Source organism: Agrobacterium sp., assembly GCF_059499945.1.
This window is the reverse complement of the sequence record NZ_JCABZP010000003.1, coordinates 257,766-281,235: the sequence shown is the minus strand read 5'-3', so window position 1 is coordinate 281,235 and position 23,470 is coordinate 257,766. Positions and strand designations below refer to the sequence as shown.

Here is a 23,470-nt window from a genome sequence, read left to right as displayed (position 1 = left end):
ACAAAAAAACCCGGCATTCCTGCCGGGCTTCAACTAGAAAAGAAAGCCGTTTTAGGGTCAGCCAGCAATCTGCAGATTGACTGCCTTCGGGCCCTTGCCGCGACGATCCGGTTCCGTGTCGAAGCTCACTTTCTGATTTTCTGAAAGTCCGGACAGGCCGGAAGCCTGTACAGCAGAGATGTGAACAAAGATATCAGCGCCACCATTGTCTGGCTTGATGAAGCCGAAGCCTTTGTCTGTATTGAAGAATTTTACGGTGCCAGTTTCGGCCATGCATCAGGTCCTTTTCGCTCTGCCCGCGTTCAGCTACAGGCAGCATTACAGTTTTGCCCCGCGTGGGCGTTGGCAGGCAGTTTTTGACTATTGAGAAAATGGACCTTCGCAGCAGGAAGTAATGGCGTTCTCATCCAACGTTTTTCGTCCCACCGCCCGAGGTTTATAGCGTCCCCAGTGCGCAAATTTATAGGCCTTCCCATGCTCGCAAATTGCCCGAACCGCGGTAGAGTGATGCGTTTATCAAAAATTGGCAAGCAAAAGTTTTCACGGGCTTTTTGTCAGATAAAAAACCTGCGGTAGAATAACATCGCGCAATCGCATATTTTTTCTGCAGGGGCGACAATTGATGAAATAATTGCCGTTTGCCGCAGGATTTCACGGCAAAATTTGAATGCCGTACCCCGCATTTATGGCGGAATAAGAAAAATAAGTTCTTTTTGCGTCAGGCCGCTCCGGCCATGGGTTTTTGCCGTTTGCGCGTCAGTTCCGGCACCAGTTCGACGATCAGGATCGCGACGAATATGATCAGGCAGCCGATGTAGCCGGCGCCCGAAATGGTTTCTTTGAGGAAAATCGAGGCCAGCAAAGCGCCGAAAAGCGCCTCCGAAGACAGGAATATCGCAGCCTGCGGGGCCGTGGTGTAACGCTGGCCGATGACCTGCAGCACGAAGGCGAGGCCGGAGGAGACGAGGCCGACATAGAGGATTTCCGCGAGCGAAGCCTCGATGGAGGCCATGCTGATCGGTTCGAACACGACACCGATCATGCAACTAAGAAGGGAGCAAACGGCGAACTGGGTGCAGGAAAGCGCCAGCGGCCTTCCGCTTTCGGAAACGAAGCGTCCGGCCAGCGTGATCTGGATCGCCCAGAAGAAGGCGCAGATGATGCTGAGAATATCACCCGTTGTCAGCGTCTCGAAGGCGCCGCCGGAGAGCAGGAATATGCCGCCCAGCATCATCAGCGCGCATGGCCAGACGATCCAGTGGGGATGACGCCGGTAAAGCACGACGGCAATCACGGGCACGAAGATGACGTAGAGCCCGGTCAGGAAGCTGGAATTGGTGACGGTCGTGGTCAGGAGCCCGACCTGCTGGGTGGTGGCGCCGCCGAACAGGGCGAGGCCCACGAGAATGAAACTGCCGATTTCGCGCCGGCGCGGCGGCGATTTCAGCGACCGTGTTTCCATGAGCGCGAAGGGCAGCACGGCGATGGCGGCAATGGCGAAACGCAGACCGACGAACCAGAACGGGCCGATCGAGGCCATGGCGGAGGATTGCGCGACAAAGCCGCCTCCCCAGATTGCTGCGGCGAGCAGAAGCAGCATATTGGCCTGAATACGCGTCATTGTTGGCACCAGCAGAGCAGGGCCGAGAGATCATTCAGTCACGGCCGTGGCAAACAGGGGATTTCTGGAATGTCGATCCGGCGACGCGGACGACTGTTCCCGGGTGCTTTAGCAGCAACATGCCGAGGCCGCAAGTCGAGGGGGGGAGGCCGCTTATTTGTAGCGGCGGGCCTCGTCCTTCAGGCTGCGCCGGGTGAGCGTCAGGCCGCCAATGCCGAGGCCGATGAAGGCTGCGGCTGACAGGACGATGAGCAGGATGTGAGGGCCGGCCTTCGTGGTTGCCGCTACCTGAGGGATGGCGGAGGTGTGCAGGGTGTCGATCGCCTGAGCAGCCGCATTGGCCGAGGTTGCGATGCCGGCGGCCATGGTGACGATGACAAGAAAAGCCGCAACGGCCATCCAGAGGGAAAACAGCGTTCTCTGCGCCCTTAACCTTTCAACGGAAGTCCGATCGTTGGTAAACATGGCTGTCGCCTCTTGTCCCTGTTCTTAAAGGATAAAAGAGGCTTCGAAATGGACGGCTTGGAGACCGAATTCTGGCGTTCCGCAGCATTTATTGCGGCAATATTGTGGCAAAGCCTGATATGGCGTCCTTTTGGCCGGATATGACGTCAGAGGCCGCGTTTTCCGAAGGTCCTGACCTGGCGCAGAGGATGCGGATCGACCGGGCGGTCTTCCCTTGAAAATGTGGGTGGTGCAGCGTTTCTCTCCGCCCTTGACGGGGCGAAATATTCACTGCCGAGTTCCGGGAAACGTGCGTCGAAACTGGTCGGGGCAAGTTCGGGCTTCGCCAGCACGTAACCCTGCATGAGCAGGACGCCGAGTTCCTCGCAGAGATCGACTTGCCAGCCTGTTTCCAGCCCTTCGAAGACCGGCTCAATCCCATCGTCGCGGAACTGGTGGACGATGACGCGCAGAAGGGCGGCGCCCGCCGAATTCTGCATGAAATCGCGCACCCAGCCCGCTTCGAATTTCACATAATCCGGCTTGATGAGTTTTACCCGGTCGATGTCGGAATCGCCGGCGCCATAGTCATCAAGCGCCACGCGAAAGCCGATATCGTGCATGTGGTAAGCGAAGTCCGCGACCATCTGTGTGTCGGAGGCCTTTTTCTCGGAGATTTCGCAGACGATGCGATCCGCCGTCATGCCGGCCTCGTGGGCGGCAAGCCGCATGCGCTCTACTTCCTGGCGCATCTTGGCCGGCGTCTGGAACAGGCCCGGATGGAAGTTGACGAAGATGCGGGCGCGGGAACGGTTGAGCCTGCCGGTGTTGAGAATATGGATCGTGCGCAGGATGCTGTCGATATTTTCGATGTCTTCCGGCGCGACCAGCGAGAAAAATTCGCCCGGCGTCACCGGCTCGCCATTGCGGTGGGGACGCACAAGACCCTCGAAGGAATCGATGTCGAGCACCCCGCTCATCGTGCGGCGGAAAATGGGCTGCAGTGCCGATTTCAGGTTAAAGGTGCGATAGGCCGTGGACCATGTGCCATCGACCTCGCGGACAAGACTGGAAAAGATGCTTTTGAGCGCCATTTTTCAACCAGCTATAGAGACACGACCTCTAGGCTCGCGAATGTAGCGTATCAAGCGTTACTTCCGGGTTAAGGAAGGTTAAATTCTCTGCAGCGGCACATAAGCCGGCTTTTGACCTTGAAAGAAGGCCTGTCTTTCGACATAGAAAATGCCGCAGATGACAAGTTTTCCAACCTCTGCTGATGTCAACCCCAATAGGACCGATTAAAAATGGCCTTCCTTGCCGACATTCTCTCCCGCGTAAAGCCATCCGCCACCATCGCTGTTACCCAGAAAGCCCGTGAGCTGAAAGCGAAGGGCCGCGATGTGATCAGCCTTGGCGCCGGCGAGCCGGATTTCGATACGCCCGAAAATATCAAGGAAGCGGCCATCGACGCCATCAAGCGCGGTGAAACGAAATACACGCCTGTTTCCGGCATTCCGGAACTGCGCAAGGCCATTGCCGACAAGTTCAAGCGTGAAAACGGCCTGGACTACAAGCCGGAGCAGACGATTGTCGGCACGGGCGGCAAGCAGATCCTTTTCAACGCCTTCATGGCCACGCTGAACCCGGGTGATGAAGTTGTCATTCCCGCGCCTTACTGGGTGAGCTACCCGGAAATGGTGGCGATTTGCGGTGGTACGCCGGTTTTTGTCGACACGACGCTCGAAGACAATTTCAAGCTGAAGCCGGAAGCGCTGGAAAAGGCGATCACGCCGAAGACCAAGTGGTTCGTCTTCAATTCGCCGTCCAACCCCTCGGGCGCTGCCTATTCGCATGACGAGCTGAAGGCGCTGACGGACGTGCTGGTCAAGCATCCGCATGTCTGGGTGCTGACTGACGACATGTATGAGCACCTGACCTATGGCGATTTCAAATTCGTCACCCCGGTGGAAGTAGAGCCTTCGCTTTATGACCGTACGCTGACGATGAACGGCGTCTCCAAGGCCTATGCCATGACCGGCTGGCGTATCGGCTACGCAGCCGGCCCGCTGCCGCTGATCAAGGCCATGGACATGATCCAGGGCCAGCAGACCTCGGGCGCGAGCTCCATCGCACAGTGGGCAGCTGTCGAAGCGCTGAACGGCACGCAGGATTTCATTCCGACCAATAAGAAAATCTTCGAAGGTCGTCGTGATCTCGTCGTTTCCATGCTCAACCAGGCCAAGGGCATCAATTGCCCGGCACCGGAAGGCGCGTTCTACGTCTACCCGTCCTGCGCCGGCATGATCGGCAAGACCGCGCCGTCGGGCAAGGTCATCGAGTCGGATGTGGATTTCGTCTCCGAGCTTCTGGAAGCCGAAGGCGTCGCTGTCGTGCAGGGATCGGCTTTCGGCCTCGGCCCGAACTTCCGCATTTCCTACGCCACGTCGGAAGCGCTCTTGGAAGAAGCCTGCAAGCGCATCCAGCGCTTCTGCGCCGATTGCCGCTGATCGGTTGATACAGTCTTGAAAGAAGCCCGGCAGCGATGCCGGGCTTTTTTGTTCGATGGGGCTTCCGCACGCTAGACGTCATCCTTGGGCTTGATCCGAGGATGACGGAGGAGAGGTTTCTACGCCTTGTCAGATGCCTGAAATCCAGGCGCGACGCCCGTTTTTTAAAGCCCAAGAAACAGCAGCATGATGAAGGTGGCGAAAAGGATGAAATGCGTCATTCCCTCGATCGCGTTGGTTTCACCGTCATTGAGGTTGATGGCGGCGGCGATGAGGGTGATGAAGACCATGACGGTCTGAACCGGCGTCATGGCCATGATGAAGGGCTGGCCGGTATAGAGCGCGATGCCCTCCATGACAGGCACGGTCAGGATAACAGTCGAGAGCGATGCGCCCATGGCGATATTGACCACGGCCTGCATGCGGTTGCGCAATGCGGAGCGGAGCGCGGTGAGGATTTCCGGTGATGCCGAGATTGTTGCCACCACGACCGCCATCAGTGCGGGCGGTGCGCTGGTGCCCTCGAGGCTTTCGCTCAGGAAGGTCGACATGAATTCCGCCAGCACGCCGATCAGCACCACGCCGGCGATGATGAGGCCGATGGAAAGCGGAACGCTGCCTTCGTCTTCCTCCTCGGCATGACCGTGTGACGGCTGGCCGGCCGGATGCGCCTTGCGGGGATAGGCGTAGCTGAAGAAATAGCTGTGAGGGCCAACCTGCATTTTGAGGAAGAGCGCATAAAGCGCGATCATCGCGACGATGGTGAAGGCGGAATAGACGTGCCAGCTCTGCTCTGGAATGAACTCCGGCACGATCATCGAAATACCCATGGCCGTGAGGATCATCACGCCATAGGTCTTGCCGGAATCGTCATTATAGGGCTGCTCGCCATGGCGAAGACCGCCGAGCAGGGCGGCCAGGCCCAGAATGCCGTTGATGTCGATCATGACGGCGGAATAGATCGTATCGCGCACGAGGGTGGGTGAACTGGATTCGCTCATGATGATGGCGAGGATCAGCACTTCCACGGCGACCGCCGAGAGGGTGAGGATCATCGTTCCATAGGGATCGCCGACCTTGGCGGCGAGGATTTCGGCGTGATGGGCGACCCGCATCGAGATGTGAACGATCAGTCCGATCAGCACGATTGCGGCAATGAGCGCCGCCGTTTTTCCGGCTTCGAATATGGCATGCTCGGTCATATAGGCGATGATTGCCGCCGGTATCGCGAGCAGCAGCATCCGCTCCTGTTTCAGAATAGAACCCGCCATTGATTTCCCTTCCCCTGTCAGACCCAGGCTGTGACGTATCGTCCGTGAGATCAAGCAGGATTTGCGCTTGAATGCTTTTGGTAGGATAGTGGTGTCGCAGGACATGCTGCTCATGCCGCGCTGTCCCATCGGGTGCAATGCTTGAAACGCGGTTGTGGTTGCCATGTCGCCTACCGAGACAGGAGGACCATGCATGACCAAAGTGGTGTATGAAATCGTCGAACATGACGGAGGCTTCGCCTACCGCATGAACGGCGCTTATTCCGAAACATTTCCTACCTATGCCGATGCGGTCGAGGCCGCGCGCATCGTTGCCGCCGAACAGCAGGTGGGAGGCGATGACGAGGAAATCAGCTATCAGGATGAGAGCGGCCACTGGCATGAGGAATATAGCCAGGGCGGCGATCGGCCGGAAGCCGAGGTGGTCGACAAGACGTCACAGCCGGCCAGACCGTTTTGATGAGCGAGTTTTGCGGTATCGATGCTGGACTGGCGCTAGCGCCGTTTCGGCGGAGCACCCGGATCGGTTTCTTTGAGATGACCCTTGAGGCCTTCCACGAGGGCGCTGAAGACGGCACGGCATCGCGGTGAAGTCTTGAGATTTTCATGCATCGCGACCCAGGTGTGGAGCGGGATGTCGATTTTCGGAAGCACCTGCACAAGCCGAGGGTCCTTGCGCGCCAGACCGATCTGACAGACGCCGATGCCCGCGCTGGCGCGGATCATGGCAAGCTGGGCGAGGTTGCTGTCGGCGCGGATTTCGAAGGAAATTTCCTCAATATCGGGTATTTCAGGATCGAGCGAGCGCATCCGCTGGATGGCCGCCCGGATGAAAGGCGTCTTGCGGTCGAAGCCGACCATGCGGTGATGGTTCAAATCTTCCATGCTCTTCGGAGCGCCGGCTCTCGCGAGATAGTCGCGCGTCGCGTGAAATCCCAGACGGAAATTACCGATGTAACGCATGACGATCGCATCCTGCTGCGGTTCGGTCATGCGAATGGCGATATCGGCCTCACGCCGCAAAAGGTCTTCCAGCGTATCGGAAAGCGAAAGCTCGATTTCAAGCCGCGGGTGCACCTCCTGCATGGCCGTGATGATCGGCGGCAGCATTTCCACGCCGATGATATCAGAGGCGCTGATGCGCACGGTGCCTTCGATCTTGCCGACCTCACCGGAGGCCGCGCGCATGAGGGCTGCGGTCGTCGCCGCTAGATTTTCCGCATAGGGACGGAGCGCAAGCGCTGCTTCCGTCGGCATCAATCCATGGGGCGAACGAATGAACAGCGGAAAACCGACGGCTTCTTCCAGAGCGCCGATGTGGCGTCCCGCCGTCGGCTGGGTGATGCCGAGTTCGCGCGCGGCGGCGGAAAGCGAACCGTCGCTCAGCACGCTGAGGAAGGTGCGATAAAAATCCCAGCTGATGTCACGGCTTCTGGTCATAAGATTTTGTATAGCTGCTCCACTCATTTGGATAATTTCGTATATCGTAGAACGGGACGATACTCCAGCCCACAACAAGGAGTACGGCGATGATATATGAAAACAACGCAGATACAGCGGCGAATGACCGGCCTCTGGCCCTGATTTTGGGGGTGAATGGCGGTGTCGGCAGTCAGGTCTCCAGGATGCTGCAGCAACGCGGCTGGCGGGTGAGGGCGATGACACGGCAGCAAACGGCGTCCCGTACAAATGGTGATGTCGAGTTCGTAACCGGAGACGCCATGAACCGGCAGGATGTTCTGGACGCGGCAAAGGATGCGCGGCTGATCGTCCATGCGGTTAATCCTCCGGGATATCGCAACTGGGACAGGCAGGTATTGCCGATGCTGGACAATACCATCGCCGCTGCCGAGGCCTGCGGGGCGAGGATCGTCTTTCCGGGCAGCGTCTATAATTTCGGCCCGGATGCTTTTCCTCTCCTGACGGAAGAGAGCCCACAAAAGCCCTTTACCCGCAAGGGCACACTGCGTGTGGAAATGGAGCGGCGGCTGAAAATGGCGTCGATGCGTGGCGTGCCGGTACTGATCGTCCGGGCGGGGGATTTCTTTGGGCCGGATGCGAGAAATAACTGGTTTTCGCAGATGCTGGTAAGGCCGGGAAAGCCGGTCCGCAGCGTCCAGAATCCCGCCGCCCCTCATGCGGGGCATCAATGGGCCTATCTGCCTGACGTGGCGGAGACGATTGGCCGGCTGCTGGACCGGGCAGGCGAGCTTCCGGCTTTCGCCGTCTATCACATGGAAGGTTTCTGGGATTTCGATGGGCTGCAGCTGATTGACGCGATCGAGCGGGTTGTGGGGCATCCGGTCAAGCGGAGGCGGCTATTCTGGTCGGGCATCAAATTGGCCGCCCCTTTCGTTCCCCTGTTCCGCGAAGTGCTGGAAATGCAATATCTCTGGCAGATGCCGATCCGGATGAGCAATCGCAAGCTGACGGATTTCCTTGGAACGGAACCCAAAACACCAATCGATGTCGCGGTATCCGCGACATTGGCGAGCCTCGGCTGCCTTGAGCAGAGGCAGGACCCGACGAGCCTTCCTCATCCGGCGGATGCCGGGGGCAGGGTGTGATGGCGACGGCTGCGAATGGAATGTCGGCTCGGCGTCGCCTGTTTGCCGTAATTTCGGCAAGCGTGCCGGTGCTGATCTTCGCGCAGGTGCTGCTGGCCGGGCTTTCGCTCTATTATGATGGATCGCTGCTTTCGCTGCACAAGGGGCTCGGTTTCCTGATCGCCGTTCCGATCCTGTCGCTGATGGTCCTCGCTCTGCGATATGACGAGCTGCGGCCTAACCTTGCCCGCGCGCTGGTCCTGCTCGGTCTTTATTGTCTTCAGGTGGCGCTGATGAGCATCGGCCGGGAAACGGGCAATGGCTTTCTGCAGGCGCTGCATGTGCCCAACGCCTTCGTCATGGGCGCGTTTTCCGATTTTGCCGCACGGCAGGCGCGAAGCCTGCGCTGAAAGAAATACGCCGCACCGCTCTCAAGCAGTGCGGCGTATTTGCTTGGTCCTTTATCAGGCGAGCGCCGGATAGTCGGTATAACCCTCGGCTCCGCCGCCATAGAAGGTCGGCTGGTTCGGCTCGTTGAGCGGCGCATCGTTTTTCAGGCGGCGCACCAGATCCGGATTGGCGATGAATGCCTTGCCGAAGGCCACGGCATCGACTTTGCCGCTTTCGACGGCTTCGATGGCGCTCTCGCGGTTGTAACCATTATTGGCGATCCACAGGCCCTTGCCGCCGGCATTGCGATAGGCGGCCTTGAAGGCTGCGTAATCGAAAGGCTTGTCGCCCTGCTTGAAATCGCGCGGACCGCCGGTTGCGCCTTCAACCACATGGATGAAGGCGAGATTGCGCTTGCCGAGCTGATCCGCCACGTAATTGTAGAGCGGCTGCGGGTCGGCCTCGAAAATATCGTTGGCGGGGGTAACGGGGGAAAGGCGGATGCCGGTGCGGCCCGCGCCAATCTCTTCCGCCACCGCATCGACAACTTCCAGCAGGAAGCGGGCGCGGTTTTCGATCGAGCCGCCATACTCATCCGTGCGCTGGTTGGTGCTGGATTTCAGGAACTGCTCGATCAGGTAGCCATTGGCGGCATGGATTTCGACGCCGTCGAAACCGGCCTCCAGAGCCGCGCGTGCGCCGCTGCGGTAATCCTCGAGGATGAGGCCGATATCGTCGATGGTGAGCGCGCGGGGCTCTGAGGTTTCGGCAAAGGCGCCGGTGCCGTCATCATTGATGATATAGGTCTTCGACTTGGCGGGAATGGCGGAAGGAGCAACCGGCTGACCGCCATGCGGCTGCAGCGAGGTGTGGGAAATGCGGCCCACATGCCAGATTTGCGCGACGATCTTGCCGCCGGCTGAATGCACGCCATCGGTGACCTGTTTCCAGCCTTCGATCGCTTCCCGCTTGTAGAGACCCGGAACGTCCGCATAACCCTGACCCTGCTGGGAAATCGGCGTGCCTTCGGTGACGATCAGCCCGGCTGTGGCGCGCTGCTCGTAATAGGTGGCGTTGAGATTGTTGGGAATTGCGCCCGGCGAGCGGTTGCGGGTGAGGGGGGCCATGACGATACGGTTGGCGAGTGCGATATCGCCGGCCTGTGCCGGTTCGAAAAGACTGGTCATGCGACTTCACTTTCTGGTCGGTTGGCGAAATTGCGCGGCAGGCGCGCTATCTGGGTCGGGTGCCGGATCGAAACCCGCGTTGCGGTTCCTGTCCGGCACCCCGGGGCTCAAAGCTTGGGAGGCTCAGAGATTGGCTTGCAGATAATTGCGGAAAGCGTCGATGGTTTCCTCGTTGCGTTCGAAAAACACCCATTGCCCGACCTTTTTCGACCTGATGAGACCGGCTGTCTGCAACACCGCCAGATGCGACGAGACGGTGGATTGCGACAGGCCGCTGATCTGAAACTGGTTGGCGCACACCCCCATGCTGAGCGGGTGCTCCTGACAGAAGTGACTTTCCGGGCGCTTCAGCCATTCCAGAAATTTCAGCCTTGCAGGGTGCGAAAGGGCCTTGAGGATTTCCTCCGGGTTCATCTGGGTTTCTTTAATATCTGACATGAACGATATTTATATCGGTCATTTTCGATATACAAGTCACGTCTCTGTGAGGACCGTGGGGAGTGGGCAGGCGGTTCCAAAAAAGAAGGCCGCTGGATGTCTCCGCGGCCTGACAAGTTTGAAGGTCAAAACCTCCAGAGGGGAACAGCTGTCGCGTGCCTTGGGCGAGCGTGACAGCCAACTAAAATATGGGAGCGGCAATAATGCAAAACAAGGTTGCATCATGCGATATTTCGCCAATTTGGAGAAAATTCTTGCGGGTAAAAAAAGAGGGCCGCCGGATAGATCCAGGGCCCTTTAAGTGTGAAGGTCAAAAACCTCCAGAGGGGAACAGCTGATGCGGTGGAACTGGGAGGAAAAGCCACCGTGTGCATCAGCTGAGAGCGATATGGTGCTTTTTTGTGCACGAAACAACTCTTTTTTGTGCAGGTCAGGCATGCGTACCACGCAGCCCTCGATATTTCCGGTATATTTTATGTGCAATGCTGCCGGAGAGCGCAAGCATTCCGCTCACGCAACGCTTTGCGTAAGCTGTTGAAATTAAAGCGCGATAGCCAAGCACCGTCTATTTTAACGTCAGAAGTTCCAGTTCCGCGCCTTGGCGACGATGAAGTCGCGGAAGGCTTTCAGCTTTGCAGCGTTTTTCATCTCGTCGGGATAACAGAAGTAGGTATCGAATGACGGAATATCTGCGGCGAGCGACAGCTGGATGAGGCCGGGATCGCGCCCGACGATATAGTCAGGCAAACAGGCGATGCCGATTCCCAACAGGCAGGCGCGCTTGATCGATGTCTGGCTGTTGATCTGCAGATGCGGCGTGCGCGTATTGTCGGAAGACCGTCCGGCATTTTCCAGCCAGTTGACATCAAGGAGATAGTTGGGCGCCGGCTCGCCGAAAGAGATGATGCGGTGGTTGTCGAGATCCTCGATCGACTGCGGCTCTCCGTGACGGTTGATGTAGGACGGCGCGGCATAGACGTGCATATGCACCGTGAACAGCTTGCGCTGGATGAGGTCCGACTGCTGCGGCTGGCGCAGACGGATGGCGCAATCGGCGTGGCGCATGTTCACGTCCAGCTCCTCATTGTCGAGGATGAGCTGGATCGACATTTCCGGGTAGAGCTGCAGGAACTCCTGCACCTTGTCCGTCAGCCAGCCCTGGCCGAGACCGACGGTCGTCGTCACGCGCAGCTTGCCGCTCGGCTTCTCCGTCGTCTCCGTCAGTTGCATCTTGACGGTTTCGAGCTTCAGCAGCACGTCATGGGCGGTGCGATAAAGCAGCTCGCCCTGTTCGGTGAGGATCAGGCCTCGGGCGTGGCGATGGAACAGCTTGACGCCGACATCCTGTTCCAGCGCGCTGACCTGACGGCTGATGGCCGACTGGGACAAATGCAGCTTGTCGGCAGCATGGGTGAAAGACCCCGCTTCGGCTGCGGCATGAAAAATGCGCAGTTTATCCCAGTCCAATGGCATTGCCATGCCTATCCTGCCTTTCGGTTATTCCGCTGCTACCGCGAGCGGTTGTTGCGCGGTGAGGTACCGTTCTGCTTCGAGGGCGGCCATGCAGCCCATGCCGGCGGCGGTGATTGCCTGACGGTAGATGTCGTCGGTGACGTCGCCGGCAGCGAAAATGCCCTCAACATCGGTTGCGGTGGAATCGGGTGCGGTCCACATATAGCCGTTGTCCTTGAGCTTCACCTTGCCCTTGAACAGTTCAACCGCCGGCGCGTGGCCGATGGCGACGAAGACGCCGTCGATCGGCGTGTCGCTGATCGCGCCGGTCTTGGTGTCACGCAACCTCACGCCCGAGACGGAGGGCGGCATTGGCGGCTTGGCGGGAGCGCCGGTGATTTCGGCGATTTCCGTGTTCCACAGGATCTTGACGTTTTCCTTCGCGAACAGCCGTTCCTGAAGGATTTTTTCCGAGCGGAAGCTGTCGCGGCGGTGCACGACGGTCACAGATTTAGCGATATGGGCGAGATAGAGCGCTTCCTCCACGGCGGAGTTACCGCCGCCGACCACGATCACATCCTTGTTGCGATAGAAGAAGCCGTCGCAGGTGGCGCAGGCGGAAACGCCGAAGCCCTGGAAATGCTGTTCGCTCTCGATACCCAGCCACTTGGCCTTGGCGCCGGTTGCGATGATCAGCGTGTCGGCGGTCCAGACCTGACCGGAATCGGTCTTGACCACGAAAGGCCGTACATTGGTTTCAACTTCGGTGACGAGGTCACTGACGATTTCCGCACCCACATGGGTCGCCTGCTTCAGCATCTGATCCATCAGCCAAGGGCCCTGGATCGGATCGGCAAAGCCCGGATAGTTCTCGACATCGGTGGTGATCATCAGCTGGCCGCCCTGTTCCATGCCGGCAATCAGCACGGGTTTCAGCATTGCGCGGGCCGCGTAGATCGCCGCGGTATAACCGGCGGGACCAGAGCCAATGATCAATACCTTGGTATGGCGGGCAGACATGGAAACATTCCTTTTTACGGTAGCGGGGCCTTTCAGCAGCAAGACCTTCCAGCCGCAACACGGCGGACAGGCCACAACCCCTTCATTGCCCGGTATTTAAGGTTGTCTAGTGTCTTTATTCAAGGGCAGCCTTGCGTTACCAACAAGGCAGTTGTGGATGCGCGCGCAATTTTGTGACCGGGAGGTGGCATAATGTTGCGAATCCCGCGCCGAATAGTACAAGGAAGTTCTCCAGCTTAACGAGGTACTCCTCCGTGACCAGCGTCGAACTCGATGCCATCGATCTGAAAATCCTGCGCGAATTGCAGCGCGACGGGCGTATGACCAATGTGGAACTGGCCGAAAGGGTCGGTATTTCCGCGCCGCCCTGCCTGAGGCGGGTCCGCAAGTTGGAGGAGGCGGGCGTGATCGAGGGTTATCACGCCATGTTGAACGCCCCGAAGCTCGGTTTCGACCTCGTCGCCTTCTGCATGATCGGTCTCAAGCGCCAGTCGGACAGCAATCTGAAGGCTTTTGCGGCGGCAACTGCCGGCTGGTCGCTGGTGCGGCAGGCCTGGATGGTGTCGGGCGAAAGCGACTTTCTGCTGCATTGCGTCGCCAAGAACCTGACGGAATTTCAGGATTTCGTCATCGAGGTTCTGACGGCGGACGAAAATGTCGATACGGTGCGCACCATGCTCACCATCCGTCAGGTCAAGCGCGTCGGTCTGGTGGAAATCTGATCGGCCGGCTTTTTGTCGGCTTCGGGGGGCATTACCCCCGCCGCAACGCCTCATAGACTTCGCCGAGACTTGTCGCTTCTTTTTCCAGCGGAAAAGTGCTGCGCACATGCGCAAGTCCGGCACTTGCGTGGGCTTTGGCCAGAGCAGGATCGGCGAGATAGGTCTTTATCGCGTCTCTCAGCGAGGCATAGTCACCCGCATCGACAACCGCCCCGGTCTCGCCCGTGACGATCATTTCCTCGTAAGCGCCGGCATTACTGGCGACAACGGCCGTCCCGGAGGCCATGGCTTCGAGCGGTGTCAGGCCGAAACCTTCATTGCGGGATGGGGCGACATAGAGCGTCAGCCGCCGGTACCAGGGCTTGATGTCGTCAACTTCGCCCTGAAATACGATGCGGTCGGCAAGGCCGGCTGCGGCGACATCGGCCTTGAGCGCATCACCGAAGGCCTTGTGTTCCGCCGTGACGCGGCCGGACACTACAGCTGTCCATTGCGGATGGTTGGGCAGAAGTTCGATCATGGCGCGCACAAATAGATCGGTGCCCTTCTGGTGGCGCACGCGTCCGAAACAGCCGATCAGATATTGGCCCGGCAGGCCGGTTGCCGCGATCGTATCTTCCGGACCGGTGGCCGGGTGGAAAAGGTCGGTATCGACGCCATGCATGACGACGCGATGGGGCACTTCCAGGAACGAGCCGGAGCGGGCGTTGGTCGCAACCACGGCATCCATCTTCGAAATCAGAAAACGGGTATAGGCGGAATGCCGCCTCTGTGCCGCGGAGGTAAAGAGCAGCTTCACCTTCATGCGCAGCACATCGCGCATCAGAAGACCCGGCAGCATTTCGAGGTTGCGGCGGGCATGCCAGATGCGCGGGCCACCCTGCGGGCCGTTTTGCCAGAGCCGCGACAGATCGCGGAAACGCACATGCGGCAGATGCGGCGGCAGGCCGGGGCCGATGGTGGCCACCTTCTGTCCCAGCCGGTTCTGCACCGGTATCAGCTGGACGATGGTGGAGGTGACGCCGGAGAGCCTGCGCTTGAAGTTCGGCGCAAGCACCTGCACATCTTTCAGACTGACGTGGGACAAGATGGGCTTCCGTCTCTACGGCTGGTTTGGAGATTCAATACGTCAAAAAGCAATGCGCCCGTGTGGGGCGCATTGCACGTCGGGGCAATCAGCCCCACTGTACCGCGAGAATCTCGTAGCCCTTGGCGCCGCCGGGCGCGTTGACTTCGATGCTGTCGCCGACTTCCTTGCCGATCAGGGCGCGGGCAATCGGCGAGGAGATGGAGATGCGGCCAGCCTTCACATCGGCTTCCTGGTCGCCGACGATCTGGTAGGTTCGTTCCTCGTCGCTATCTTCGTCGATCAGCTTGACGGTGGCGCCGAACTTGATCTTGGAACCGGACATCTTGGACAGGTCGATGACTTCCGCGCGTGCGGTCAGGTCTTCGAGTTCGGTGATGCGGCCTTCATTGTGGCTCTGGGCTTCCTTGGCAGCATGGTACTCGGCGTTTTCCGAAAGGTCGCCATGGGCGCGCGCTTCCGCAATTGCCTCGATGATACGGGGACGCTCCTCCTGCTGGCGAAAGCGCAGCTCCTCCTGCAGCTTGACGAATCCACCCTGAGTCATCGGTACTTTTTCTACCATTTTTTTATCCTTCGCATTCCGGTCGCTTTACTTGCAGACACAAAAAGAAACAGGTTCCGGAGAGGAACTCCGGAACCATGCCAAAATCATAACTGAGCCGACTATATCAGAAGACGACAGCGAAATGCCAGCAAATTTGAGGTGTGAGTATTTCCTCATTCAATCAAAGGCTTGACTGCCATTATTGACATTCTTCAATGGAACATATAGTGAACATTGCTATGAAGAAGTCGATCAGGCAACGGCTGGCCATTCTCTCCGACGCGGCGAAATATGATGCCTCCTGCGCATCGAGCGGCACGACAAAACGCAACTCCGCAGTGTCAGGCGGTCTGGGCTCCACGGAAGGGTCGGGCATCTGCCATGCCTATGCGCCGGACGGGCGCTGCATTTCGCTCCTGAAAATTCTGCTGACCAATTTCTGCATCTATGATTGCGCCTATTGCATTAACCGCTCTTCCAGCAATGTCGAGCGAGCGCGGTTTACGCCAGAAGAAGTGGTTTGGCTGACGCTGGAGTTTTATCGGCGTAACTATATCGAGGGGCTGTTCCTGTCCTCCGGCATCATCCGCTCCTCCGATCACACGATGGAAGAGATGGTGCGCGTGGCGCGTGAACTGCGCGTTACCCATGGTTTTCGCGGCTATATCCACCTGAAATCCATTCCCGAAGCGTCGCCCAGGCTGATCGAGGAGGCGGGGCTTTATGCGGATCGTCTTTCGATCAATATCGAATTGCCGACCGATAGCGGCATTGGCCGTTTCGCGCCGGAAAAGCAGCCCGCCAATATTCGCCGCTCCATGGCCGATATCCGTTTGAAGATCGAGGAGGCGGGGGAGCCGACCGTCCGGACACGCAAGACCAAGCGCTTTGCGCCGGCCGGTCAGAGCACGCAGATGATCGTGGGGGCCGATGGCGCAGACGATAGCACCATTCTCTCCACCAGCGCCCGGCTTTATGGCAGCTACGGTTTGCGGCGCGTTTATTATTCGGCCTTCAGCCCCATTCCGGATTCGTCGAAGAACCTGCCGCTCATCAAGCCGCCGCTCATGCGTGAACACCGGCTTTATCAGGCCGACTGGCTGTATCGCTTTTATGGCTTCGACATCGGTGAGATAACCGCGATCGGGGGCGATGGCATGCTCGATCTCGATATCGACCCGAAGCTCGCCTGGGCGCTGAAGCATCGCGAGCGTTTCCCTGTGGACGTCAACGTGGCGGATCGGGAAATGCTGCTGCGCGTGCCCGGTTTCGGTACGAAAACGGTCGCATCCATTCTGTCGTCGCGACGGTTCCGGCGGTTGCGGCTGGAGGATATCGCCCGCTTTGGTGTTTCCCTGAAAAAGGTGAAGGCCTTCATCGTCGCAGAGGGCTGGACGCCGGGCAAGCTGACCGAGCGGCCGGATTTGCGGGCGATGTTTGCGCCGCAGCCCGAGCAATTGTCGCTCCTGTGATGTACGGCCCGGTTCTGGAAGGGCGGGGTGATTTCGGCGAGTGGCGCGATGCCGCCCGCGCGGCGCTTGCCGCCGATATTCGACCCGAGATGATTGACTGGCGGTTGCGGGATGACGGGGCAGGGCTGTTGGATTTTGCCGGCGAGCCCTTGCCGGCGGCCGGTTCTGGGTCCGGGCAGGTTTCCGTTCCAGCTTCGTTCGTGGCGCTGGCGCAGGCCGTCATCTGTCATAGCGATGCAGGCCGTTTTGCACTGCTTTACCGGCTGTTGTGGCGGCTGAGGCAGGATCGCGCACTGTTGCAGTTCAAGTCCGATCCGGATGTTTCAGAGGTCCGGCTGCTTGAGAAATCCGTCAGACGCGATTGTCACAAGATGACTGCTTTTGTCCGTTTCAAGGAAGTGCCCTTGCCTCAGGGGCAGGGCGGGCGGCGGCGGTTTATTGCCTGGTTTGAGCCTGACCATTTCATCGTCGAGCGCACGGCCGCGTTTTTCCAGCGGCGGTTTACCGACATGGACTGGCTGATCGCCACGCCGAAGGGCTCTGCACGGTGGGACGGAAACGCGCTGGAGACATCGCGGGAAGCGGCGGAAAAGCCTGATCTGACGGACGAGACGGATGAACTCTGGCGGACCTATTATGCCAATATATTCAATCCGGCCCGCCTGAAGATCAAAGCCATGACGGCGGAGATGCCAAAGAAATACTGGAAGAACCTGCCGGAAGCCGATCTCATTCCCGGTCTGATTCTCGGAGCAGAGGCGCGGGTGCTGGAGATGGCCGCCAAAGCGGCAAGCCAGCCGCAGCCGTTTCACCACCGCCTGCAGGCTGCGGCCGCTGCACGGGAGACGCCGCAACCGGTGCCGGATGGTACGCTCGCGTCGCTGGCGCGGGAGGCGGGCCATTGCACCCGCTGCCCCCTGCATTGCAACGCCACGCAGACGGTTTTCGGCTCTGGCCCAGAGGATGCGAACATCATGATCGTGGGCGAGCAGCCGGGCGATCACGAGGATCTCGCCGGCAAACCTTTCGTCGGCCCGGCCGGCCAGCTCTTTGACCGGACTCTCGCCCAAATCGGCATCGAACGCAAAAAGCTTTACGTCACCAATGCCGTCAAGCACTTCAAATACGAAACGCGCGGCAAACGGCGCATTCATCAGCGTCCGAATGCGGGCGAAGTGGAGCAATGCCGCTGGTGGCTCAATCAGGAAATCGCGCTTGTTCGGCCAAAACTGATCGTTGCCATGGGCGCAACGGCGCTTTATGCGCTGACCGGCGGCAAGGAAAAGGTCACGGAGATACGGGGGCGTCCTTTGCCAATGGAGGAGGGCCGGACGCTTTTTGTCACTGTGCACCCGTCCTATCTACTGCGCCTTGTCGATACGCAGGCGAAAGAGGCGGAGATGGCAAGATTCACAAAGGATATGCATTTTATTAGAACGTTCGAATAGATTTCTGTCTACGATTGGAGATTTATTTCAATGGGCGAATATTAACTTACAGTAGTATAATTTATTGATTATTTATATGTTATTTTTATTAAAATTTTATACTTAATATTATAATTAAGTCCTCCGAATTTATATGGACAAATCATGTTGGGTGAGCTCGACCTTACGACAGTCATATTGATGCAAAAGTGTTCCTACATCGTTGGGCTTTTGAGTTTTATCTACCTGAAAATGACCAATCGCGATTTGCGCGGTCCCATTCCTCTCGCGGCGGGTTTTGCGACGATGGCGATTGGCTCCACGCTTGCCGGTTACGGAGAATGGGGAATATTGTCGCCGGCTTTATGGCAACTGGGCAGTGTCGTTTTTGGTGTTGTCGGTTATGCGCTGATCTGGCTCGGCTTGAAGACGTTGAGCGATGGACGCGCCGTAGACCGGCGAATCCTATCCTTTGTATGTTTTATCGCCGTGCTGACGATGGTCGTCGCGCATCAGGTGGCGGACAATAATGCGCTTCGCGCGGCGCTCTTCAATGGCTGCGCGTCGCTGGCCTATATCGCCGGGGCGTTGGTGCTTTTTGCCGGATGGCGCAGGGAGCCGCTGCTTTCCCGTCTGGCGCTTGGTGCGATTACCGGCGTCTCCGGTCTCATTTCGCTGGCGGTGATGAAAAGTGTGCTTTTTCCCGGCTATGCCACCCTCAATCTGGTCAATGCGTTTTTCTTCATCATCATGCTGAACTTCGCGATCGCCCTGTTCGTGATGATGCTGGTTGCCGAGCGGTCGGAACGGAAATTGCTGGTTCTTGCCAATACGGACCCCCTGACCGGCGTTAAGAACCGGCGCTTCTTCTTCCAGACCATGCCCGCGACGCCTCATCCCGCCGACGCGGCCATGTTGCTCGATATCGATCACTTCAAGTCGATCAACGACCGTTTCGGCCACGCCGTCGGCGATAGCGTGCTGCAGGAAGTGGCAAAGCGCATTGGCGGTAGCATTCGTGGTGGGGATGTGCTGGCGCGTTACGGTGGTGAGGAATTCATCATCTATCTGCCTGGCGCCGGCGTTCACAAGGCCTGCATGATCGGCGAACGTATTCGCGATGCGATTGCGGTCAGCGAGGTCGACTGCGGCGGTCTGCGTGTCGGAGTGACGATCAGCATCGGCGTTGCCGCCACCGGCGACATGCGCTGCGATCTCCAGACGCTTGCCGAAATGGCGGATCGTGCGCTTTACCGGGCAAAGACCGAAGGGCGCAACTGCGTCCGCGAGGCGCTGGCGGCCTAGGGGCATCCTCGTTTCTGCGGCTGGCAGCTTGCGGCTCAGCCGCTCGGCGCACTCGCATCCATCGCGGCGCGATGCCGTAGGGCCTCTTTCAACAATATCTCGATCTGGGCATTGATGCTGCGCAGTTCATCGCTCGCGGTGTGGCGGATTTCATTCAAGATTGCCGGTTCGATCCGCAGCGGAAAAGCCACGCGCTCCGGGCCTGGCGGACGTCCAGCCATGAGTTAACCCTGCAGCTTCAAGTTCAGGGAAATCATGCGACCGCTGGCGGGGGCGGATTTTTCAGGTGTAGGAAAAGACATCATGGGCCTCGCGTGGGAATGATGTCTTTTTGATACCCGCAACGGATTGCAGCGGGATTACGCGATGCAAAACGCCGCGGACATGGCGATCCGCGGCGTTTTGTTTTCAATCTTGCGGACTTTTTCCGCAGAAACTTAGTTGAAGTAGCTCTGCAGCGGCTTCACTTCCAGATTGCCGGCCTTCAGCGCCTTGATGGCGAGGGCTGCGGCTTCCGCACCGGCCATCGTGGTGTAGTAGGGCACCTTCTGCATCAGCGTTGCGCGGCGCAGCGACTTCGAGTCGGAGATCGCCTTGTTGCTGTCGGTGGTGTTGATGACGAGCTGGACCTGACGGTTACGGATGGCGTCCTCAATATGCGGACGACCTTCCTGCACCTTATTGATCTTTTCGGCATTGATGCCCTGTTCAGCAAGGAAACGCTGGGTGCCGCCGGTTGCGAGAACCTTGAAGCCGCTTTCCACCAGAATGCGGATGGCCGGCAGAACGCCTTCCTTGTCGTCGTCACGCACGGAAACGAAGACCGTGCCGGAGCGGGGCAGATCGACGCCGGCGCCGAGCTGACTCTTGGCGAAGGCCAGCGCGAAATCCGTGTCGAGGCCGATGACTTCACCGGTCGAACGCATTTCCGGTCCGAGCAGAATGTCGACGCCGGGGAAGCGCGCGAACGGGAATACGGCTTCCTTGACGGCGATGTGCTTCAGGTTGCGCGGATCCGGCTTCTTGCCATAAGCGGCAATCGCCGCATCGAGCTTCTCACCGGCCATGACGCGGGCGGCGATCTTGGCGATCGGCGCGCCGATGGTCTTGGCGACGAAAGGCACGGTACGCGAGGCGCGCGGGTTGACTTCGAGAACGTAGATGGTGCCATCCTTGATGGCATATTGAACGTTCATCAGGCCGCCGACGTTGAGCGCCTTGGCAAGAGCCGTCGTCTGGCGTTCCAGTTCGTCGAGCGTTTCCTTGCTCAGCGAACGCGAAGGCAGCGAGCAGGCCGAGTCGCCCGAGTGGATGCCGGCTTCTTCGATATGTTCCATGATGCCCGAAACGAAGACGTTTTCGCCGTCGCACAGCGCATCGACGTCCACTTCGACGGCGTTGGTCAGGTAGCTGTCGAACAGAAGCGGGTTCTTGCCGAGCAGGGTGTTGATCTGGCCGGTCTTGTCGTTCGGGTAACGCTGCTTGATGTCCTCAGGCACGAGACCCGGAACCGTATCGAGCAGGTAGGTCTGCAGCTGGCCTTCCGAATGGATGATCTGCATGGCGCGGCCACCCAGAACGTAGGACGGACGCACGACCAGCGGGAAGCCGATTTCGGAGGCGACGAGGCGTGCCTGCTCGACCGAATAGGCAATACCATTGTTTGGCTGGGCGAGATCGAGCTTCATCAGCAGCTTCTGGAAGCGGTCGCGGTCTTCGGCAAGATCGATCATGTCAGGCGCGGTGCCGAGGATCGGGATACCGTTCTTTTCCAGCGCTTCGGCCAGCTTCAGCGGGGTCTGGCCACCGAACTGCACGATGACGCCGACCAGTTCACCCTTTTCCTGCTCGGCGCGCATGATCTCGATTACGTCTTCGGCCGTCAGCGGCTCGAAATAGAGACGGTCGGAGGTGTCGTAGTCGGTGGAAACCGTTTCCGGGTTGCAGTTGATCATGATCGCTTCGAAGCCGGCATCCTTCAGCGCGAAGGCGGCATGGCAGCAGCAATAATCGAACTCGATGCCCTGGCCGATACGGTTCGGGCCACCGCCGAGGATGACGACCTTCTTGCGGTCGGAAACCTGCGCTTCAGAGCGGGCAGCACCGACGAAGGGAATTTCATAGGTCGAATACATATAGGCGGTGGGCGAAGCGAACTCGGCCGCGCAGGTATCGATGCGCTTGAAGACCGGACGGACGTTGAGGCTGTTGCGCAGCTCCGCCACTTCCTTCGGGCGCTTGTCCGTCAGAATTGCGAGACGGGCGTCGGAAAAGCCCATGGCCTTCAGCATGCGCAGGTTCTCGGCGTCCTGCGGCAGGCCCTGCTCGCGAATACGGGCTTCCATATCCACGATTGCCTTGAACTGGGCGATGAACCAGGGGTCGATCTTCGAGTTTTCGTGAACTTCTTCCGCTGTCATGCCCATGCGCAGCGCCTGTGCGACCATGCGCAGGCGATCCGGCGTTGGCGTGCCGATGGCGGCGCGGATAGCGTTCTTGGAGCCTTCGCCTTCCTCAAAGCCGGGGATTTCGATTTCATCGAGACCGGTGAGGCCGGTTTCCATGCCGCGCAGCGCCTTCTGCAGCGATTCTGCGAAGGTGCGGCCGATGGCCATGACTTCACCGACGGACTTCATGGCCGTGGTGAGGATCGGCGAGGCGCCCGGGAACTTCTCGAAGGCGAAACGCGGGATCTTGGTGACGACGTAGTCGATCGACGGTTCGAACGAGGCAGGCGTCGCGCCGCCGGTGATATCGTTTTCCAGCTCGTCGAGCGTATAGCCGATGGCGAGCTTGGCGGCGATCTTGGCGATCGGGAAGCCGGTTGCCTTGGAGGCGAGAGCGGACGAGCGCGAAACGCGCGGGTTCATTTCGATGACGACGAGGCGGCCGTCTTTCGGGTTGACGGCGAACTGCACGTTCGAGCCGCCGGTTTCCACGCCGATCTCACGCAGCACCGCAATCGAGGCGTTGCGCATGATCTGGTATTCCTTGTCGGTCAGCGTCAGCGCTGGCGCAACGGTGATGGAATCGCCGGTGTGGACGCCCATCGGATCGATGTTTTCGATGGAGCAGATGATGATGCAATTGTCCGCGGTGTCGCGGACCACTTCCATCTCATATTCCTTCCAGCCGAGAACCGATTCTTCGACCAGCACCTCGGTGGTCGGCGAAGCGTCGAGGCCGCCGGAGACGATGTCGAAGAATTCGGAGCGGTTATAGGCAATGCCGCCGCCGGTGCCGCCGAGCGTGAAGGATGGGCGGATGATGGCGGGCAGGCCGACATGGTCGATCGCCTGGGCGGCGATTGCGATCGCATGCGCCATGTAACGCTGCTTGCGGTCGGTCTCGCCAAGGTTCCACTGGTTTTCCAGATCGTCCAGCGCCTTGTCCAGTTCCGCACCGGAAAGCTTCGCCTTGAGTTCGGCGCGGGCAGCTTCGTGCTTCTTGCGGTCGGCGTCCTTGATTTCAGTGGCGTTGGCCAGCATGGACTTCGGCGTTTCGAGGCCGATGCGAGCCATGGCCTCGCGGAAGAGGGCGCGGTCTTCGGCCATGTCGATGGCTTCGGGCTTCGCGCCGATCATTTCCACATTGTAGCGGTCGAGAACGCCCATGCGCTTGAGAGAAAGCGCGGTGTTGAGCGCGGTCTGGCCGCCCATGGTCGGCAGAAGCGCGTCCGGGCGCTCCTTGGCGATGATCTTGGCGACAACTTCAGGCGTGATCGGCTCAACGTAAGTGGCGTCGGCAAGGCCGGGGTCGGTCATGATGGTGGCCGGGTTGGAGTTGACCAGAATGACCCGGTAACCTTCTTCCTTCAGCGCCTTGCAGGCCTGCGTGCCGGAATAGTCGAATTCACATGCCTGACCGATGACGATCGGTCCTGCGCCAATGATGAGGATGGACTTGATATCTTGGCGCTTCGGCATGGCTCTCTCGTTCCGCGTTTTGGTTGCGCAAAACACCAGCCAGGGTGAAAGATCACCGGCCGGGGCGCGCAATTCAAAGTTTTCAGGCTAGAAGCGGCTTATAGGCAA

The 23,470-nt window shown here is 59.0% G+C and carries 22 protein-coding genes; 8 read left to right on the top strand and 14 right to left on the bottom strand.

Translation table 11 applies throughout. The annotated features are described in order from the left end of the window. Window positions 1-57 precede the first annotated feature (57 nt). The 4 genes from AC5I5B_RS03535 to AC5I5B_RS03520 all read right to left on the bottom strand — a co-directional run bounded on the left by AC5I5B_RS03535 (window position 58) and on the right by AC5I5B_RS03520 (window position 3,159). The gene (locus AC5I5B_RS03535; RefSeq protein ID WP_003494703.1) at window positions 58-273 is read right to left on the bottom strand and encodes a cold-shock protein; all 216 of its coding nucleotides are present in this window, start codon (window positions 271-273) and stop codon (window positions 58-60) included. 445 nt (window positions 274-718) lie between these two features. Continuing rightward, entirely contained in the window at window positions 719-1,621 is a 903-nt protein-coding gene (locus tag AC5I5B_RS03530; RefSeq protein ID WP_060725141.1) for a DMT family transporter, read from the bottom strand. A 153-nt stretch (window positions 1,622-1,774) separates the two neighbouring features. After that, window positions 1,775-2,086 (bottom strand): hypothetical protein, encoded by a 312-nt coding sequence (locus tag AC5I5B_RS03525; protein WP_080868451.1) that lies wholly within the window; start codon window positions 2,084-2,086, stop codon window positions 1,775-1,777. A gap of 146 nt (window positions 2,087-2,232) precedes the next feature. Next, window positions 2,233-3,159, bottom strand: a complete 927-nt coding sequence (locus AC5I5B_RS03520) for an EAL domain-containing protein (RefSeq protein WP_087744662.1) — start codon at window positions 3,157-3,159, stop codon at window positions 2,233-2,235. Window positions 3,160-3,369: 210 nt separating this feature from the next. Between AC5I5B_RS03520 and AC5I5B_RS03515 the strand changes: the two genes are divergently transcribed. Then, window positions 3,370-4,572 carry a pyridoxal phosphate-dependent aminotransferase gene (locus AC5I5B_RS03515; protein ID WP_004430390.1) on the top strand — a complete coding sequence of 401 codons (1,203 nt, stop codon included), beginning with the start codon at window positions 3,370-3,372 and terminating at the stop codon, window positions 4,570-4,572. A 164-nt stretch (window positions 4,573-4,736) separates the two neighbouring features. On the opposite strand, the gene AC5I5B_RS03510 is transcribed toward AC5I5B_RS03515, so the two are convergent. Beyond that, the gene (locus AC5I5B_RS03510; protein ID WP_112958660.1) at window positions 4,737-5,843 is read right to left on the bottom strand and encodes a calcium:cation antiporter; all 1,107 of its coding nucleotides are present in this window, start codon (window positions 5,841-5,843) and stop codon (window positions 4,737-4,739) included. Between the two features lie 193 nt (window positions 5,844-6,036). On the opposite strand from AC5I5B_RS03510, the gene AC5I5B_RS03505 reads away from it, so the two are divergent. Next, on the top strand, window positions 6,037-6,303 hold the full coding sequence (locus AC5I5B_RS03505; RefSeq protein ID WP_004430396.1) for a DUF2188 domain-containing protein: 267 nt from the start codon (window positions 6,037-6,039) through the stop codon (window positions 6,301-6,303). 35 nt (window positions 6,304-6,338) lie between these two features. Here AC5I5B_RS03505 and AC5I5B_RS03500 read toward each other — a convergent pair whose 3' ends face one another. Then, a complete protein-coding gene (locus AC5I5B_RS03500; RefSeq protein ID WP_004430398.1) occupies window positions 6,339-7,283 on the bottom strand; it encodes a LysR family transcriptional regulator in 945 nt (314 codons plus the stop codon). A gap of 89 nt (window positions 7,284-7,372) precedes the next feature. On the opposite strand from AC5I5B_RS03500, the gene AC5I5B_RS03495 reads away from it, so the two are divergent. Continuing rightward, the gene (locus AC5I5B_RS03495) at window positions 7,373-8,410 is read left to right on the top strand and encodes an NAD-dependent epimerase/dehydratase family protein (protein ID WP_111834714.1); all 1,038 of its coding nucleotides are present in this window, start codon (window positions 7,373-7,375) and stop codon (window positions 8,408-8,410) included. Next, on the top strand, window positions 8,410-8,799 hold the full coding sequence (locus AC5I5B_RS03490; protein WP_004430402.1) for a DUF6220 domain-containing protein: 390 nt from the start codon (window positions 8,410-8,412) through the stop codon (window positions 8,797-8,799). Before AC5I5B_RS03495 ends, AC5I5B_RS03490 begins: the two co-directional genes overlap by 1 nt. Before the next feature lie 54 nt (window positions 8,800-8,853). Here the strand turns inward: AC5I5B_RS03490 and AC5I5B_RS03485 are convergent, their stop codons facing one another. The 4 genes from AC5I5B_RS03485 to trxB form a co-directional block, all read right to left on the bottom strand. After that, on the bottom strand, window positions 8,854-9,966 hold the full coding sequence (locus tag AC5I5B_RS03485) for an alkene reductase (RefSeq protein ID WP_060725136.1): 1,113 nt from the start codon (window positions 9,964-9,966) through the stop codon (window positions 8,854-8,856). Between the two features lie 123 nt (window positions 9,967-10,089). Further along, window positions 10,090-10,380, bottom strand: a complete 291-nt coding sequence (locus AC5I5B_RS03480; protein ID WP_004430405.1) for an ArsR/SmtB family transcription factor — start codon at window positions 10,378-10,380, stop codon at window positions 10,090-10,092. Window positions 10,381-10,980: 600 nt separating this feature from the next. Further along, window positions 10,981-11,877: a LysR family transcriptional regulator VtlR gene (locus AC5I5B_RS03475; RefSeq protein ID WP_020011327.1), complete on the bottom strand. Its 897-nt coding sequence runs from the start codon at window positions 11,875-11,877 to the stop codon at window positions 10,981-10,983. Between the two features lie 24 nt (window positions 11,878-11,901). After that, window positions 11,902-12,876 (bottom strand): thioredoxin-disulfide reductase, encoded by a 975-nt coding sequence (trxB, locus tag AC5I5B_RS03470; protein ID WP_004430412.1) that lies wholly within the window; start codon window positions 12,874-12,876, stop codon window positions 11,902-11,904. 254 nt (window positions 12,877-13,130) lie between these two features. On the opposite strand from trxB, the gene AC5I5B_RS03465 reads away from it, so the two are divergent. Next, window positions 13,131-13,598, top strand: a complete 468-nt coding sequence (locus AC5I5B_RS03465) for an Lrp/AsnC family transcriptional regulator (RefSeq protein WP_004430414.1) — start codon at window positions 13,131-13,133, stop codon at window positions 13,596-13,598. Window positions 13,599-13,629: 31 nt separating this feature from the next. Here the strand turns inward: AC5I5B_RS03465 and AC5I5B_RS03460 are convergent, their stop codons facing one another. Continuing rightward, window positions 13,630-14,685, bottom strand: a complete 1,056-nt coding sequence (locus AC5I5B_RS03460; RefSeq protein ID WP_111834715.1) for a glycosyltransferase family 4 protein — start codon at window positions 14,683-14,685, stop codon at window positions 13,630-13,632. An 88-nt stretch (window positions 14,686-14,773) separates the two neighbouring features. Then, entirely contained in the window at window positions 14,774-15,250 is a 477-nt protein-coding gene (gene greA, locus AC5I5B_RS03455) for a transcription elongation factor GreA (RefSeq protein WP_004430419.1), read from the bottom strand. A gap of 221 nt (window positions 15,251-15,471) precedes the next feature. Between greA and AC5I5B_RS03450 the strand changes: the two genes are divergently transcribed. From AC5I5B_RS03450 to AC5I5B_RS03440, 3 genes are all read left to right on the top strand, one after another. Next, the gene (locus AC5I5B_RS03450; protein WP_111834716.1) at window positions 15,472-16,704 is read left to right on the top strand and encodes a putative DNA modification/repair radical SAM protein; all 1,233 of its coding nucleotides are present in this window, start codon (window positions 15,472-15,474) and stop codon (window positions 16,702-16,704) included. Next, the gene (locus AC5I5B_RS03445; RefSeq protein ID WP_111834717.1) at window positions 16,704-18,152 is read left to right on the top strand and encodes a UdgX family uracil-DNA binding protein; all 1,449 of its coding nucleotides are present in this window, start codon (window positions 16,704-16,706) and stop codon (window positions 18,150-18,152) included. Before AC5I5B_RS03450 ends, AC5I5B_RS03445 begins: the two co-directional genes overlap by 1 nt. A gap of 144 nt (window positions 18,153-18,296) precedes the next feature. Continuing rightward, window positions 18,297-19,436: a GGDEF domain-containing protein gene (locus tag AC5I5B_RS03440; protein WP_111834718.1), complete on the top strand. Its 1,140-nt coding sequence runs from the start codon at window positions 18,297-18,299 to the stop codon at window positions 19,434-19,436. 35 nt (window positions 19,437-19,471) lie between these two features. Here AC5I5B_RS03440 and AC5I5B_RS03435 read toward each other — a convergent pair whose 3' ends face one another. Both AC5I5B_RS03435 and carB read right to left on the bottom strand, forming a co-directional pair. After that, a complete protein-coding gene (locus AC5I5B_RS03435; protein WP_020011319.1) occupies window positions 19,472-19,657 on the bottom strand; it encodes a type II toxin-antitoxin system antitoxin in 186 nt (61 codons plus the stop codon). Window positions 19,658-19,873: 216 nt separating this feature from the next. Continuing rightward, on the bottom strand, window positions 19,874-23,362 hold the full coding sequence (gene carB, locus AC5I5B_RS03430; protein ID WP_111834773.1) for a carbamoyl-phosphate synthase large subunit: 3,489 nt from the start codon (window positions 23,360-23,362) through the stop codon (window positions 19,874-19,876). Window positions 23,363-23,470: the final 108 nt, after the last annotated feature.